At 73.3% G+C, this 15201-nt stretch carries 8 protein-coding genes and 1 pseudogene; 3 read left to right on the top strand and 6 right to left on the bottom strand.

Going from position 1 to position 15201, the window contains the following annotated elements; genetic code table 11:
- Nucleotides 1–129: 129 nt before the first annotated feature.
- Nucleotides 130–2358: an SF1B family DNA helicase RecD2 gene (gene recD2, locus ACZ7H1_RS22590; protein ID WP_470789044.1), complete on the bottom strand. Its 2229-nt coding sequence runs from the start codon at nucleotides 2356–2358 to the stop codon at nucleotides 130–132.
- Between the two features lie 671 nt (nucleotides 2359–3029).
- Between recD2 and ACZ7H1_RS22585 the strand changes: the two are divergent.
- Nucleotides 3030–3524: pseudogene (locus ACZ7H1_RS22585) on the top strand (GNAT family N-acetyltransferase); the annotation flags it as partial.
- Here ACZ7H1_RS22585 and ACZ7H1_RS22580 read toward each other — a convergent pair.
- Nucleotides 3475–4476 (bottom strand): EamA family transporter, encoded by a 1002-nt coding sequence (locus tag ACZ7H1_RS22580; RefSeq protein ID WP_470789042.1) that lies wholly within the window; start codon nucleotides 4474–4476, stop codon nucleotides 3475–3477. The pseudogene ACZ7H1_RS22585 and the gene ACZ7H1_RS22580 overlap by 50 nt on opposite strands.
- Nucleotides 4477–4558: 82 nt before the next feature.
- Here ACZ7H1_RS22580 and ACZ7H1_RS22575 point away from each other — a divergent pair, with 82 nt between their 5' ends.
- Nucleotides 4559–5464 (top strand): LysR family transcriptional regulator, encoded by a 906-nt coding sequence (locus ACZ7H1_RS22575; protein WP_470789040.1) that lies wholly within the window; start codon nucleotides 4559–4561, stop codon nucleotides 5462–5464.
- Between the two features lie 91 nt (nucleotides 5465–5555).
- On the top strand, nucleotides 5556–7364 hold the full coding sequence (locus tag ACZ7H1_RS22570) for a glycoside hydrolase family 3 protein (RefSeq protein WP_470789038.1): 1809 nt from the start codon (nucleotides 5556–5558) through the stop codon (nucleotides 7362–7364).
- Nucleotides 7365–7422: 58 nt separating this feature from the next.
- On the opposite strand, the gene ACZ7H1_RS22565 is transcribed toward ACZ7H1_RS22570, so the two are convergent.
- The 4 genes from ACZ7H1_RS22565 to ACZ7H1_RS22550 form a co-directional block, all read right to left on the bottom strand.
- Entirely contained in the window at nucleotides 7423–8856 is a 1434-nt protein-coding gene (locus ACZ7H1_RS22565; RefSeq protein ID WP_470789036.1) for a S28 family serine protease, read from the bottom strand.
- Between the two features lie 120 nt (nucleotides 8857–8976).
- Nucleotides 8977–9396, bottom strand: a complete 420-nt coding sequence (locus ACZ7H1_RS22560; RefSeq protein ID WP_470789034.1) for a hypothetical protein — start codon at nucleotides 9394–9396, stop codon at nucleotides 8977–8979.
- A 108-nt stretch (nucleotides 9397–9504) separates the two neighbouring features.
- Nucleotides 9505–13362 (bottom strand): ABC transporter ATP-binding protein, encoded by a 3858-nt coding sequence (locus ACZ7H1_RS22555; RefSeq protein ID WP_470789033.1) that lies wholly within the window; start codon nucleotides 13360–13362, stop codon nucleotides 9505–9507.
- Nucleotides 13363–13513: 151 nt separating this feature from the next.
- Nucleotides 13514–15196, bottom strand: coding sequence for a thiamine pyrophosphate-binding protein (locus ACZ7H1_RS22550; protein ID WP_470789031.1), 1683 nt, complete (start codon nucleotides 15194–15196; stop codon nucleotides 13514–13516).
- Between the last annotated feature and the right edge of the window lie 5 nt (nucleotides 15197–15201).

Here is a 15201-nt window from a genome sequence, read left to right as displayed (position 1 = left end):
CCCTGACTGCCTCTACCTTCCCCCATTTGGCGCAGGAGAGTGCACTCGGGGTCGGCCTTTGGGCCCTGCGGCGGCACTGAGTGCCGCCAACCTGCACATCCTGCCCCCTCCGGCCCGGAAGGGGAAACCCTAGGTGATGATTCCCACCGGTATACGGCCGGACAGCCTAGGCGCCACCGCCGTGTACCTCCTGCCTGCGGAAACGGTACGCACCGCCTGCCCCAGAGCCTTGCGGGAACCCACCAGTACGACCAGTTTCTTCGCTCGGGTGACTGCCGTGTAGAGGAGGTTCCGCTGGAGCATCATCCAAGCTCCGGTGGTGACCGGGATCACCACCGCAGGGTATTCACTCCCCTGGGAGCGGTGAATCGTCACCGCATAAGCGTGCGCCAGTTCGTCCAGCTCGTCGAACTCGTACGTGACCTCCTCGTCCTCGTCCGTGCGCACCGTCAACCGCTGGTCGTCCAGGCTGAGGGCGGTCACCACGCCGACCGTGCCGTTGAAGACGCCGTTGGCCCCCTTTTCGTAGTTGTTTCGGATCTGGGTGACCTTGTCGCCGACCCGGAAGACCCGGCCGCCCAAGCGCTTCTCGGGCAGGTCGGGCCGGGCCGGGGTGACGGCCTGCTGGAGCAGGCCGTTCAGGTTTCCGGCGCCCGCCGGTCCGCGGTGCATGGGGGCGAGCACCTGGACGTCGCGGCGCGGATCCAGCCCGAACTTGGCCGGAATTCGACGGGCGGCCACGTCCACGGCCAGCAGGCCGGCCGCCTCGGTGTCCTCCTCGGCGAACAGGAAGAAGTCGGGGACCCCGTCGGTCAGCGGCGGCAGGCCGGTGTTGATCCGGTGGGCGTTGGTGACCACGCCCGACTGCTGGGCCTGGCGGAAGATCCTGGTCAGGCGGACCGCGGGCACCGGCCCGCCGTCCGCGAGCAGGTCCCGCAGCACCTCGCCCGCGCCGACCGAGGGCAGCTGGTCCACGTCCCCGACGAGCAGCAGGTGGGCACCGGGGGCCACGGCCTTGACGAGCTTGTTGGCGAGCAGCAGGTCGAGCATGGAGGCCTCGTCGACCACCACCAGGTCCGCGTCAAGAGGGCGGTCCCGGTCGTACGCGGCGTCGCCGCCCGGTTTCAGTTCGAGCAGGCGGTGCACGGTGGAGGCCTCGGCGCCGGTCAGCTCCGCCAGCCGCTTGGCGGCCCGCCCGGTCGGCGCGGCGAGCACCACCTTGGCCTTCCTGGCCCGTGCCAGCTCCACGATCGAGCGCACGGTGAAGGACTTGCCGCAGCCCGGACCGCCGGTCAGGACCGCGACCTTGCACGTCAGCGCGAGCCTGACCGCGTCCCGCTGCTCGGGGGCCAGTTCAGCACCCGTCCGGCGGGCCAGCCAGGCCAGGGCCTTGTCCCAGTCGACGTCCTGGAAGCCGGCCATCCGGTCCTCCGCGGCGCCCAGCAGCCGCCGCACCTGGGCGGTCAGCGACAGCTCGGCCCGGTGGAAGGGGACCAGGTAGACGGCGGTGAGCGGCGGCCCGCCCGCGGGGTCGGGCACGGACTCCCGCACGACGCCCTCGTCGTCGGCGGCCAGTTCGGCGAGGCACTCGATGACCAGGCCGGTGTCCACCTGGAGGAGCTTGACCCCGTCGGAGATGAGCCGGTCCTCGGGCAGGAAGCAGTGCCCCTGGTCGGTGGACTGGGACAGGGCGTACTGGAGCCCGGCCTTGACCCGCTCGGGGCTGTCGTGGGGGATGCCCACGGCCTGGGCGATCCGGTCGGCGGTCAGGAAGCCGATGCCCCAGACGTCGGCGGCGAGCCGGTAGGGGTGGTTGCGCACCACCGAGATGGAGGCGTCGCCGTACTTCTTGTAGATGCGCACCGCGATGGAGGTCGAGACGCCGACGCCCTGGAGGAAGACCATGACCTCCTTGATGGCCTTCTGCTCCTCCCAGGCGGCGCCGATGAGCTTCGTCCGCTTGGGCCCGAGGCCGGGCACTTCGACGAGCCGCTTCGGCTCGGTCTCGATGACGTCGAGGGTGTCGGTGCCGAAGTGCTCCACGATCCGGTCGGCGATCTTCGGGCCGATGCCCTTGATCAGGCCGGAGCCGAGGTAGCGGCGGATGCCCTGGATGGTCGCGGGCAGGACGGTTTGGTAGTTCTCCACGGTGAACTGCTTGCCGTACTGCGGGTGGGAGCCCCAGCGGCCCTCCATCCGCAGCGATTCACCGGGCTGCGCCCCGAGCAGTGACCCCACGACCGTGAGGAGGTCCCCGGCCCCGCGCCCGGTGTCCACCCGGGCGACGGTGTAGCCGTTCTCCTCGTTGGCGTAGGTGATCCGCTCGAGTACCCCCTCGACCACCGCCAGATTCGACATGGCTCGACGTTACCGCCGGGCACGGACAGTCAGCCCCGGCCTGTGGAAAACATCGAGGGGGTTCCGGCCTCGCGGCCGGAACCCCCTCGCGGTTACCCCTCCCCCGTCGGACTTCCCGATCCCCCCGGATCCCTCCCGGAAGTGCCGACGCCATGTACGACCCACGACCGGGCCAAACGGTTGCACACGGATTCCGGTTTTATTTTTTCTTGACCCAAGGTGCCGCCAAAACATGACAGACGTAGCGTTTCCGGCATGACCGAAGATTCCTTTGAGAACGCCGTGCTCGACGAGCTCGACGAGGACCGCCTCGGCGAGATCGCCGGGCTGCTCGGCACCGACGACGACGGCGCCCGCGACATGATCCAGACGACCGTCGGCACCCTCACGGGGGGCCTTCGGGAGAACGCCGGGGCGGACGACGAGGACGGCGCCGAAGTCCCGCCAGGCCTTCGCCGGGGCGGCCGAGCCGCCCCTCCAGGGCGTGGTCACCCTGGAGGGGCGGGCTGCTCGGCGGCGGGCTCGGCGACCTGCTGGGCCAGATCCTCGGCGGCGGGAAGAAACCGGACCGCCGAACTAGCCGGACGTGCCGGACCGGACGCCCTCCGGGCGGTCGCGCCCGGGGGCCGGACCGGAGGGGGCCGCCGCGCTATCCTCACCCCGTGGACACGGTCAGACTGCGCGACCCCGAGCCGGGTGACCTTGGCTGGATCGTGCAGCGGCACGGCGCGCTGTACGCCGCGGAGTTCGGCTGGAACGCCGAATTCGAGGGCCTCGTCGCCCGTATCGTCGCCGACTTCGCCGAGGACCACGACCCGCACCTCGAACGGGTCTGGATCGCCGAACTCGACGGCGCCCCGGTCGGCTCCGTGATGTGCGTACGGGACGACGCCCCCGGCACCGCCCGGCTGCGCCTGCTCCTGGTCGACCCCGCCGGGCGCGGCCTGGGCATCGGCGCCCGTCTCGTCGACGCCGCCGTCGCCTTCGCCCGCGAGGTCGGCTACCGCGAGCTGGTCCTGTGGACCAACGACGTCCTGACCTCCGCCCGCGTCCTCTACGAGCGGGCGGGGTTCACCCTGGTCGCGGAGAAGCCGCACCGGTCGTTCGGCGTGGACCTCACCGGTCAGGACTGGCGGCTGCACCTGCAGCAGGACGCCCCGCACTGACCTCCGCGCCGTCCGCCGCCGGAAGCGACGAGGACCGCCCGGTGTCCGTCGAGGACGACGGGCACCCCGGCCTCGACGGACGCGCCGGCCGCGAGGGTCGCGACGGTCCGAACACGGTCAGGGCCACGCCTCCCACGAGCAGGGCCGCGGCCGTCCAGCGCGGCCCGCCGACCTGCTCCCCCAGCACCAGGGCCGCCGAGGACATCCCGAAGACCGGTACGAGCAGCGAGAACGGCGCCACGGAGGAGGCCGGGTAGCGGCGCAGCAGGTAGCCCCACGCGCCGAAACCGAACACCGTGGAGACCCAGGCCACGTAGCCGATCACGCCCAGTCCCGCCCAGTCCAGTGCGCGCAGCGCCCGCAGGTCCCGCTCCGGCCCCTCCAGCAGCAGGGACAGGGCCAGCAGCGGCAGCACCGGGACCGTGCACACCCAGACCATGAAGTTCAGGGCGTCGGGCGGGGACGCCTTGCGGGTGAGGACGTTCGACACCCCCCAGCAGGCGGCGGCCGTCACCACGAGGGTGAAGCCCAGCACCGGTCCGGAGGTGCCCCCGTCCGCGGCCGCGACGGCGATGCCGGCGAGGGCCACGGCCATGCCGGTCACCCGGACCCGGCCGGGCCGCTCGCCCAGCGCCACGGCCGCGAACACGGCGGTGAACACGGCCTGGATCTGCAGCACCAGCGAGGACAGCCCGGCCGGCATCCCGGCGTCCATGCCCGTGAAGAGCAGCCCGAACTTCGCCACGCCGAGTACCAGTCCGACCCCGATCACCCACTTCCAGGCGACCTTGGGCGGGCCCACCAGGAAGACGGCCGGCACGGCCGCCACCAGGAAGCGCAGGGCGGACAGCAGCAGCGGCGGGAAGTGGTCGAGTCCGATCTCGATGACGACGAAGTTGAAGCCCCAGACGGCGGCGACGAGCACGGCGAGTGCGGTGTGTACGGGACGCATGGTCCGAGCATCGGCCCAGCGACCGTGTAGGACCAGCGCGAATTCCTTCCGCGTCGAATGAAGCAACGCTTACGATTTCCCCATGCTCGACCTCGCCCGGCTGCGCGCCCTGCACGCCGTCTCCGTCCACGGCTCGATCGCGGGCGCGGCGGCCGCCCTCGGCTACACCCCCTCCGCCGTCTCCCAGCAGATCGCCAAGCTGGAGCGGGAGACCCGCACCACCCTCCTGGAGCGCCGCGGACGCGGCATCGCGCTCACCGAGGAGGCCCGGCACCTGGCCGCGACGGCGCAGGAGTTGCTGGCGATCGTCGAGCGGGCCGAGACCACGATCGAGGAGCGCCGGGGCCGGCCGGGCGGGCTGCTGACCGTGGCGGCGTTCGCCTCCGCCGCGCGGGGGCTGCTGCCGGGGGTGCTCGCCTCGCTGGCGGAGCGTCATCCCGCGCTGGACGTACGCCTGACGGAGGTCGACCCCCACCTGTCGGTGGACCTGGTCGCCCGCGGGGTGACCGATCTGGCCGTCGCCCACGACTGGGACATCGCCCCGCTGCCCGCGCCCGAGGGGGTGGAGCAGGTGCTGATCGGCGACGACCGGTGCGACCTGCTGGTGCCGCGGGGCCATCCCTTCACCGGGCGCGCGGTGGTGCGCCGGTCGGAGCTGGGCGGCCAGCGCTGGGTGTGCCAGCCCCCGGGACGGGTCTGCCACGACTGGCTGGTGCGCACGCTGCGGGCCGAGGGCACGGAACCGGACATCGCCCACACGGCGGAGGAGAACCACACCATCGTCGCGCTGGTCGCCGCGGGGCTCGGCGTCGCGGTCGTGCCCCGGCTGGGCACAGGCGCGCTGCCGCCCGGAGCGGTGGCCGTACGCCTGGAGCCCGCCCCCGTACGCCGGCTGTACGCCCTGTGGCGGACCGGGGCCGCCCGCCGGCCCGCGATCACCGAGGCCGTGCGCACCCTCCAGGAGCACTGGCCGCCCCCGGCCCGCTGACCTCCGGCGCCGCCGGGGCCGGTGCGGCGCCCCCGTCCGGCGCGGGCGTGTCTCCCGGACACCGGCCACGGCCCGGCAGTAGCGTGCCCGGATGCCGTACCACGCGTCCCGCCGGACCCTGCTCGCCGCGGCCGCACTGGCCGCCGTCACGGGCGCCGGGGCCGCCTCCGCCGCGGGCCCGCACCAGGCCGCCGCGCCGACCGGCTGGCTGCGCCGCCTGGTGGGGCGGATGACCCTGGCGGAGAAGGTCGGCCAGCTGTTCGTCACCCGGGTGTACGGGCACTCCGCCACCGCTCCCGACCCCGCCGACGCCGAGGCGAACCTCAGCCGTTTCGGGGTGCGCAGCGCCGCCGAGCTGGTCGCCGCGTACCACGTCGGCGGGATCATCTACTTCTCCTGGGCGCACAACACCCGTGACCCGCACCAGATCGCGGAGCTGTCGAACGGCATCCAGCGGGCGGCGTTCGCGGGACGGCTGCCCGTCCCGCTGCTGATCTCGACCGACCAGGAGCACGGCGCCGTCGCCCGGGTCGGCGCGCCCGCGACGCTCTTCCCCGGCGCGATGGCGCTGGGCGCCGGGGGCTCCGCCGCCGACGCCGAGCGGGCGGCGCGGATCGCGGGGACCGAACTGGCCGCGCTCGGCATCCGCCAGGACTACGCCCCGGTCGCCGACGTGAACGTCAACCCGGCCAACCCGGTGATCGGCGTACGGTCCTTCGGGTCGGACCCGCTCGCCGTGGCCCGGCTCGTCGCGGCGCAGGTGCGCGGCTACCAGCGCGCCTCGGTCGCCGCCACCGCCAAGCACTTCCCCGGCCACGGCGACACCGAGACGGACAGCCACGTCGGTCTGCCCGTGATGCAGCACACCCGGGCGCAGTGGGAGGAGCTCGACGAGCCGCCGTTCCGGGCGGCCGTCGCCGCCGGGGTGGACGCGGTGATGACGGCGCACATCGTCTTCCCCGCCCTGGACCCCTCCGGGGACCCGGCCACCCTGTCGCGGCCCGTCGTCACCGGGCTGCTGCGCGAACGCCTCGGGTTCCGGGGCGTCGTGGTGACCGATGCCCTCGACATGGCGGGCGTCCGGCAGGAGTACGGGGACGACCGGGTGCCGGTGCTGGCCCTGAAGGCGGGCTGCGACCAGCTGCTGAACCCGCCGGACCTGCGCCTCGCGATCGGCGCGGTGCTGGCCGCCGTGCGCGCGGGCGAACTGTCCGAGGCGCGGATCGAGGAATCGGTCCTGCGGATCCTGGAACTGAAGGCGCGCCGGGGGCTGTTCGGCACCCCCTTCACCTCGGCCGGGCGGGTGGACGCCGTGGTCGGAGCCCCGGACCACCGCGCGGCGGCCGACACGATCGCCGCGGCCACGACAACGCTGCTGACGAACCCGGACGGGCTGCTGCCGCTGTCCCCGGCGACCCGGCCGCGCCTGCTGGTCACCGGGGCCGATCCGGTCTCCCCCAGCGGCACCACGGGCCCGCCCACCGCCGTCCTGGCCCGTGAGCTGACCTCTCTGGGCTTCTCGGCCGCCGCGGTGCCCACGGGGCTCTCCCCCACCGCGCAGGCCGTCACGGAGGCAGTGACGGCCGCCCGCGGCCGCGACGCGGTCCTGGTGCTCACGTACAACGTCGCCGAAGCGGGCGCGCAGGGCGGCGAGACCCCGCAGCACCTGCTGGTCCGGCGGCTGGTGGAGACGGGCGTGCCGGTGGTCGCGCTCGCCGTCCGCAACCCGTACGACGCGGCCCGGCTGCCGGCCACCGCGGCCGCCCTGGCCACGTACGCCTGGACGGACGTGGAGCTGCGGGCGGCCGCCCGCGTCCTCGCGGGCCGTGCCGCGCCCGCCGGCCGGCTGCCGGTTCCGGTGCCCGGCCGCTTCCCGCTGGGCCACGGGCTGACCTGGTGAACGCACCGGCCCCCGGGACCAGGTGGTCCCGGGGGCCGGTGGATTCAGTGCGCCGGGGTCACGGCCGCAGCTGCGGCTCGCGCTCCAGGTCGCGCTTGTCCAGCCTGGCGTCCGCCTTGGCGAGCGGGCGGGCCTTGAGCTCGCCCTTCAGGACGGCGGCCGGGGCCACTCCCGCCCACTGGAGGATCTTCGCGGTGGCCAGCGTCCGCTGGTCCTCGGTCAGCTGGGACACCCGGGCGCCGTGGTTGGCGCCGGGGGCGGTCATCACGTAGCTGTCACGCGAGCCGTATCCGAGGTGGAAGGGCTCCGCACCCCACGGGTCGTTCTGCCCGTAGACGAAGAGCATCCGGCGGGCGTTGTTGCGCACCCACAGGTCCACGTCGCGCATGACCTGCGGCTGGAACTTCATGGGGATGGAGGCCGGCACGAAGTTGCGCGGCGCCTGGTAGCCGTACCGGGTCAGGCCCTTGAGGTGCGGGAGCTTGATGTCCGGGGAGCCGAGCTGGGTACCCGCCTGGTAGTAGTACGGGGTGTACGGCTCCAGGCCCTGGTCGGTGTAGAACGAGAAGCCCGAGATGGTGTCGACGGTGTTCCAGATCTGCTCGTCGGTCGCGGTCTTGGCGTCCGGGATCGTCGCGCAGTCGGAGAGCAGGCTGTACTGCCAGAAGGCCCAGACGTAGTCGAGGACGACGGCCTCGAAGGCCTTGTCGAGGCTGCCGACGGTGGTGAAGGTGTAGCCGTTCTCGGCTGCGTAGGCGGCGTACTTGGCCTCCAGCGGCGCGCGGCGCACGAGGGCCTCGCGCTGGACGGCGTTCAGCCGGTCGCGGCACTCCTTGGTGCCGACCTTCGCGAAGAAGCGGTCGTACGCCGAGTCTTCCTTGTTCACCACGTCGTTGGGCGCGACGTACGCGACGACGCCGTCCATGTCACGCGGGTAGAAGCGCTCGTAGTACGTGGCGGTCATGCCGCCCTTGCTGCCGCCGGTGGAGAGCCACTTCTTCGAGTAGATCTTCTTCAGCTGGGCGAACAGGCGGTGCTGGTCGCTCGCGGCCTGCCAGATGTCCAGCTTGGACCAGTTGGCGGGCTCGGGGCGCGACGGCGTGAAGAATCGATACTCCAGCGACACCTGGTTGCCGTCGACGATGGTCGTCGGCTCGCTGCGGCGCGGCGCGGTGTTGACGTGGTAGCCGGAGGTGAAGAAGACGGTGGGGCGTGTGGTGTCCTTGTGCAGCAGGGTCAGCCGCTGCTGGAAGGTGGCACCCTTCGGCTTCCGGTGGTCGACCGGCTGCGTGTAGTTCAGTACGAAGAAGCGGTAACCGGGGTACGGCTTCTCCTCGATGAGGCTCATCCCCGGGACCGCGAGGATCTGGTCCTTGATGTCCGGGCCGCCGGCGGACCCGGCGGCGGTGGCCGCTCCGGCCGTCGTGCCGGCCACGCCCACGGTGCCGATGAGCACCACGAGCGACAGCAGCCATCTGAGCGCCTTGCTCATTCACCCTCCCCTTGAATTCACTGCGGAACGCCGTGAAACCTAGCGGGGGCAACACGCCTGTGAACAGACCCGGTTGGGCCGGTCCGTCACATGCGTCCCAGAAAAGCGCCTACGACCGGGTCAGCAAAGAATCCATCCGGAAGCGACAGAACCCGATCCAACCTGGCCGCGAACATACACACAACGGCTCAATGCGTACACGCTGACGGGTCCGGCGAGCCGCGCGAACCGCCCGCTGTCGCGGACCGGCACCCCGCCGCGCGGCTGCACGCTGACCATCATCTGCTGCCGTCCGCCCACCCGCCGGGGCAGGGTCACCGCGCAGGCGTGGGTGCGGGACTTGTACACGCGCACCTCACCGGTACTGAACGGCAGCGTCTTGACGTGCCGCCCGGGGCAGCCGGACGCCGCCTGCGCCCCGGACGCCGGGAGCACGCCCAGCGAAAGCGCCAGGCCGACGGCGAGCGTCCCCGCGACCCGGCCCGCGCGGCCGGGTATCCGCGGCCGCCCCTGCCCCTGCCTGCCCCACGCGTCGAACACGTTTGTTCCCCTCCGCCGTGTGTACGCATCTACGACGCACCAGGGCCGCGGATGGTTGCACCCCGCCCCGGACCGGGGCAGGGACCCGGGCGGGCGGGTGGTCCTGCGTCAGGCCGCCGCGGCCGGCTCGTCCTCGCCGACGAAGGCCCGCCACAGCTGCGCGTACCGCCCGCCGAGCGCGAGGAGCTGCGCGTGGGTGCCGTCCTCGACCACCCGGCCGCGGTCCATCACCACGACCCGGTCGGCGCGCGCGGCCGTGGTCAGCCGGTGGGCGACGACGAGGGTGGTGCGCTTGCCGGCGAGCCGGTCGGTGGCCTGGTTGACCAGGGCCTCGGTGGCCAGGTCCAGGGCCGCGGTGGCCTCGTCGAGCAGGAGGACGTCGGGGTCGACGAGCTCGGCGCGGGCCAGCGCGATCAGCTGGCGCTGGCCGGCGGAGAGGTTCCGGCCGCGTTCTGCCACGGTGTGCAGGTAGCCGCCGTCGAGCGTCGCGATCATCTCGTGGGCGCCGACCGCACGGGCCGCGGCCTCCACCTCGGCGTCGCTCGCGTCCGGGCGTCCGTACGCGATGGCGTCCCGGACGGTGCCCTGGAAGAGGTACGACTCCTGGGGGACCACGCCGAGCCGGTGCCGGTAGCCGGTCAGGTCGAGCTCGCGCAGGTCGGTGCCGTCCGCGGTGACCCGGCCGCCGGTCGGGTCATAGAACCGGGCGACCAGCTTGACCAGGGTGGACTTCCCGGCGCCGGTCTCGCCGACGAAGGCGACCGTCTGTCCGGCCGGTATCCGCAGGTCGATGCCCGAGAGGGCGTCGCCCTTCTCGCCGCGCTGCTCGGCGGTGCCGTAGGCGAAGTGGACGTCCTCGAAGGCGATCTCGCCGCGCAGCGCGGTGACCTCGCGGGGCCGCTCGGGCGCGGGAGTGGTGGTCGGCTCGCGCAGCAGCTCCTGCATGCGGCCCAGCGAGACGGTGGCCTGCTGGTAGCCGTCGAACACCTGGGACAGCTGCTGGACGGGGGCGAAGAACAGGTCGATGTAGAGGAGGTACGCGACCAGGGCGCCGGTGGTCAGCGTCCCGGCCTCGACCCGGCCGGCGCCGACGATGAGGACGGCGGCGGCCGCGACGGAGGCCAGCAGCTGGACGAAGGGGAAGTAGACGGATATCAGCCACTGGCCGCGTACCCGCGCCTCGCGGTACTCGTCGCTGCGTGCGGCGAACCGGGCGGCGCCGGCCCGCTCGCGGCGGAAGGCCTGCACGATCCGCAGCCCGGCCACGGACTCCTGGAGGTCGGAGTTGACCACGGAGACCCGGTCGCGGGCCAGTTCGTAGGCCCTGACCGACTTGCGGCGGAACACGATGGTGCCGAGCACCAGCACGGGCAGGGTGGCGAAGACGATCAGTGCGAGCTGTACGTCGATGACGAGCAGCGCGACCAGGATGCCGAAGAAGGTGAAGACGGAGACGACGGCGGTGACCAGGCCGGTCTGCAGGAACGTGCTGAGCGCGTCCACGTCGGTGGTCATCCGGGTCATGATCCGGCCGGTCAGCTCGCGCTCGTAGTAGTCGAGGCCGAGCCGCTGGAGCTGCGCGAAGATCTTGACGCGCAGGGTGTACAGCACCCGCTCGCCGGTCCGCCCGGTCATCCGGGTCTCGGCGAACTGCGCGGCCCACTGGCCGAGCACGACGACGAGGGCGAGCCCCGCAGCGGCCCAGACGGCGCCGAGGGCCATGCGCTCCACGCCCTCGTCGATGCCGTGCCGGATCAGTACGGGCAGCAGGAGGCCGGCGCCCGCGTCCAGCGCGACCAGGGCCAGGCTGACCGCGAGCGGGGCCCAGAACCCCTGGAGCAGGCGGCGCAGGCCGTAGCTGCCCTCGGCGGCCGCGGCCCGCTCCTCGTCGACCGCGGGGACGTCGTCGGCCGGCGGCAGGGCCGCGACCTGGGCGAGCAGTTCGGGGGTGGCGGGCATGCCCGCGACGGCGCCGGCCATGGAGGGCGGGCCGCCGGCGGCGCCGGCCGTGGCCCCGGGGGCGGCGGGGCCGCCGGACCCGGCGTCCCGGGCGTCCTCCGCGCGCCGCCACAGCTCCGGGGTCACGCCGTCGGCGACCCGTCGCTTGGCGTTGACCGGTTCGGCGTCGATCTCGGCCTCGATCTCCAGGTCCTCGAGGTCGCGTTCCAGGTCGGCGATGACCCTGGCCTCGGACTCCGGCAGCCGCGGGGACCCGGCGCCCAGGACCTCGGGGTCGGTCAGCAGCCGCCGGTAGAGCGGGGACCGCCGCTGCAGTTCCTCGTGCGTGCCGATGTCGGAGAGCCGCCCCCGGTCGAGTACGGCGATCCGGTCGGCCAGCGCGAGGGTGGAGCGGCGGTGGGCGATCAGCAGGGTGGTGCGGCCCTCCATGACGGTGCGCAGCGCCTCGTGGATCTCGTGCTCGATCCGGGCGTCGACGGCGGACGTGGCGTCGTCGAGGAGGAGCAGCCGGGGGTCGGTGAGGATGGCGCGGGCCAGGGCGATGCGCTGGCGCTGGCCGCCGGAGAGGGTGAGGCCGTGCTCGCCGACCGTGGTGTCGTACCCGTCGGGCAGGGCTTCGATGAAGCCGTCCGCCTGGGCTGCGCGGGCGGCGGCGCGGATCTCCTCCTCGCTCGCTTCCGGGTGCCCGTACGCGATGTTGCCGCGGACGGTGTCGGAGAAGAGGAAGCTGTCCTCGGGGACCAGGCCGATGGCGGCGCGCAGCGAGTCCTGGGTCAGCTCGCGGACGTCGTGGCCGCCGACACGGACGGCGCCGCCGGTGACGTCGTAGAAGCGGGGCAGGAGCAGCGAGAGGGTGGACTTGCCGCTGCCGGAGGTGCCGACGACGGCGACGGTCTCGCCGGGGGCGATGGTCAGGGAGAGGCCGTCGAGCACCGGGCGGGAGTCTTCGTACGCGAAGGAGACCCGGTCGAATTCGACGGTGGCGGGGGCGTCGGCGGGCAGGTCGACGGTGCCGTCCGTGAGCGTCGGCTCGGTGTCGACGAGCTCCAGCACGCGCTCGACGCCGGCCCTGGCCTGCTGGCCGACGGTGAGCACCATGGCCAGCATGCGCACGGGTCCGACGAGCTGGGCGAGGTAGGTGGAGAAGGCCACGAAGGTGCCGAGGGTGACCTGGCCGCGGGTGGCCATCCAGCCGCCGAGGGCCAGCATCGCGACCTGGGCGAGGGCGGGTACGGCCTGGAGGGCGGGGGTGTAGCGGGAGTTCAGCCGGATGGTGCGCAGGCGTCCCGCGAAGAGCCGGCGGCCGGCTTCGCGGAGCTTTCCGCTCTCCTGGCTCTCCTGGCCGAAGCCCTTGACGACGCGGACGCCGGTGACGGCGCCGTCGACGACGGTCGCGACGGCTGCGGCCTGGCCCTGGGCGTACCAGGTGGCGGGGAAGAGCTTGATGCGGCTGCGCTTGGCGATGAACCAGAGCGCGGGGGCCATGGCGAGGGCGACGAGGGTCAGCAGCGGCGAGAGCCACAGCATGACGGCCAGGGATATGCCGAAGAGGAGGAAGTTCCCGATGGTCATCGGGAGCATGAAGAGCAGGCCCTGGATCAGCTGGAGGTCGCTGGTGGCCCGGCCGACGACCTGGCCGGTGGACAGCTCGTCCTGGCGCCGGCCGTCGAGGCGGGCGATGGTGGCGTACATCTCGGCGCGCAGGTCGTGCTGGACGTCGAGGGCGAGCCGGCCGCCGTAGTACCGGCGTATGTACGTCATCGCGTACACGACGACCGCGGCGCCTATGAGCAGGCCGGCCCACGGTCCCATGGGCTTGCTCTGGTCCCCGATGACGTCGTCGATGATCACCTTGGTGACCAGCGGGACGAGGGCCATGACGGCCATTCCGGCCAGTGAGGACCCGAGGGCGAGCAGCACGTTGCGCCGGTAGCGCCAGGTGTACCCGGCCAGCCTCCTGGCCCAGCCGTCGCGTTTCGGATCTCCGGCTTTCTCTGCCGCCGCCACGTGGGCCTCCCCTGTTGTCCGCCGTTTGTCCGTTTCCCGCCGGAAGCCCCAACGCCCCGAGCTGCCGATTTCATCCCGCTGCAACAATCCGCGGGGTCGGTCGGCCCGACTCGGGCAGGTCCGGCGGCCGGACGGCGGACGTCCGGGAGCGCTACAGGTGGGTGGGGGCGAACATCCGCAGGACGGCCGGCAGCACGACGACCGAGGGACCGGGGGCGGCGAGGGACTTCGTGAGGTCGTCGGCGAGGGATTCCGGCGTGCTGCGGACGGCGGGGACCCCGAAGGACTCCGCGAGGGCGACGAAGTCGGGGCGGGTCAGCTCGGTGCCGGCGGCGCTGCCGAAGGCGTCGGTCATGTACTCGCGCAGGATGCCGTAGCCGCCGTCGTCCACGATCAGCCAGGTGACGTCGAGGTCGTGCTGGCGCGCGGTGGCCAGCTCGGCGATCGAGTACATCGCGCCGCCGTCGCCGGAGACGGCGAGCACGGGGGTGCCGGGCTCGGCGACGGCCGCGCCGAGCGCGGCGGGGAAGGCGTAGCCCAGGCCGCCCGCACCCTGCGCCGAGTGCATGGTGTTGGGGTGGCGGGCGTCGAAGGCCGACCAGGCCCAGTAGCCGAGGATCGTCATGTCCCAGAAGGACGGCGAGCGGGCCGGGAGGGCGGCGCGTACGGACGCCAGGACCTGCTGTTCCAGCTCCAGGCCCTGTCCGGCGATCCGGTCCCGGATCTCGGCGAGGACGGCGCGGACGCGCTCGGGCGCGTCCGGGTCGGGGCGCTCGGCGACGGTCTCCAGCAGGGCCTGGAGGGCGAGGCGGGCGTCGGCGTGGATGCCGAGGGCGGGGTGGTTGGACTCCAGCTTGCCGAGGTCGGCGTCGATCTGCACGATCCGGCCGGCGGGCAGGAAGGTGTGGTAGTTCGACGACAGCTCGCCGAGCCCGGAGCCCACGACCAGGAGGACGTCCGCGTCCTCGAGGAAGTCGGTCGTGTGGCGGTCCTCCAGCCAGGACTGGAGGGAGAGCGGGTGGGTCCAGGGGAAGGCGCCCTTGCCGCCGAAGGTGGTGACGACGGGGGCGTTGAGGCGCTCGGCGAGCTGCCGGAGCTTCTTGGCGGCGTCGGAGCGTACGACGCCGCCGCCCGCGATGATCACCGGGCGGGCCGCGTTCTCCAGCCAGTGCGCGGCGAGGGCGGTCAGCTCGGGCCGCGGGGCGAGTTCGTGCGGGGTCGCGTCCACCCCCGTGACCTGGGGGATCACGGTCTCGGCGCGGATGACGTCCTCGGGGATCTCCACCCAGACCGGCCCGTGCGGGGCGGTGAGGGCGGATTCCCAGGCCGCCGCGATGGCGGACGGGATCTGCGAGGGGGTCCGGACGAGGTGGACGGACTTCACGATGTCGCGGACGGAGGCCTGCTGGTCGCGCAGCTCGTGCAGGTAGCCGCGGCGGCCGCCGCCGAGGCCGGCGCTGGGCACCTGGGAGGAGATCGCGACGACGGGCGCGGAGGCGGCGGCCGCCTCCTGGAGCGCGGCGAGGGAGGTCAGTGCCCCGGGGCCGGTGGAGACCAGCAGGGGGGCCGCCTCGCCGGTGATGCGGCCGTACGCGTCGGCGGCGAATCCGGCGTTGTTCTCGACCCGCAGCCCGATCAGGCGCAGGTCGGAGCGGCGGACGGCGTCGAAGACGCCGAGCGCGTGCTGCCCCGGGAGCCCGAAGACCGTGGTGGCCCCGAGCCCCTGGAGCGTTTCCACGACCAGGTCTCCGCCCGTCCGGCCGGGCGGGGGCGCGAGGGCCGCCGCCTTCTGGGCCTCGGTGGGACGGAGTACCAGGTCGTGGTCGTGCGTCACGCGTG

It is taken from the genome of Streptomyces sp. NPDC037401 (assembly GCF_055602345.1).
This window is presented reverse-complemented; position numbering and strand designations above follow the sequence as displayed.

Excerpts from the sequence above, each read along its gene's own strand:
- recD2 (WP_470789044.1), bottom strand. The coding sequence starts at position 2,358 with ATGTCGAATCTGGCGGTGGTCGAGGGGGTACTCGAGCGGATCACCTAC.
- ACZ7H1_RS22580 (WP_470789042.1), bottom strand. The coding sequence starts at position 4,476 with ATGCGTCCCGTACACACCGCACTCGCCGTGCTCGTCGCCGCCGTCTGG.
- ACZ7H1_RS22575 (WP_470789040.1), top strand. The coding sequence starts at position 4,559 with ATGCTCGACCTCGCCCGGCTGCGCGCCCTGCACGCCGTCTCCGTCCAC.
- ACZ7H1_RS22570 (WP_470789038.1), top strand. The coding sequence starts at position 5,556 with ATGCCGTACCACGCGTCCCGCCGGACCCTGCTCGCCGCGGCCGCACTG.
- ACZ7H1_RS22565 (WP_470789036.1), bottom strand. The coding sequence starts at position 8,856 with ATGAGCAAGGCGCTCAGATGGCTGCTGTCGCTCGTGGTGCTCATCGGC.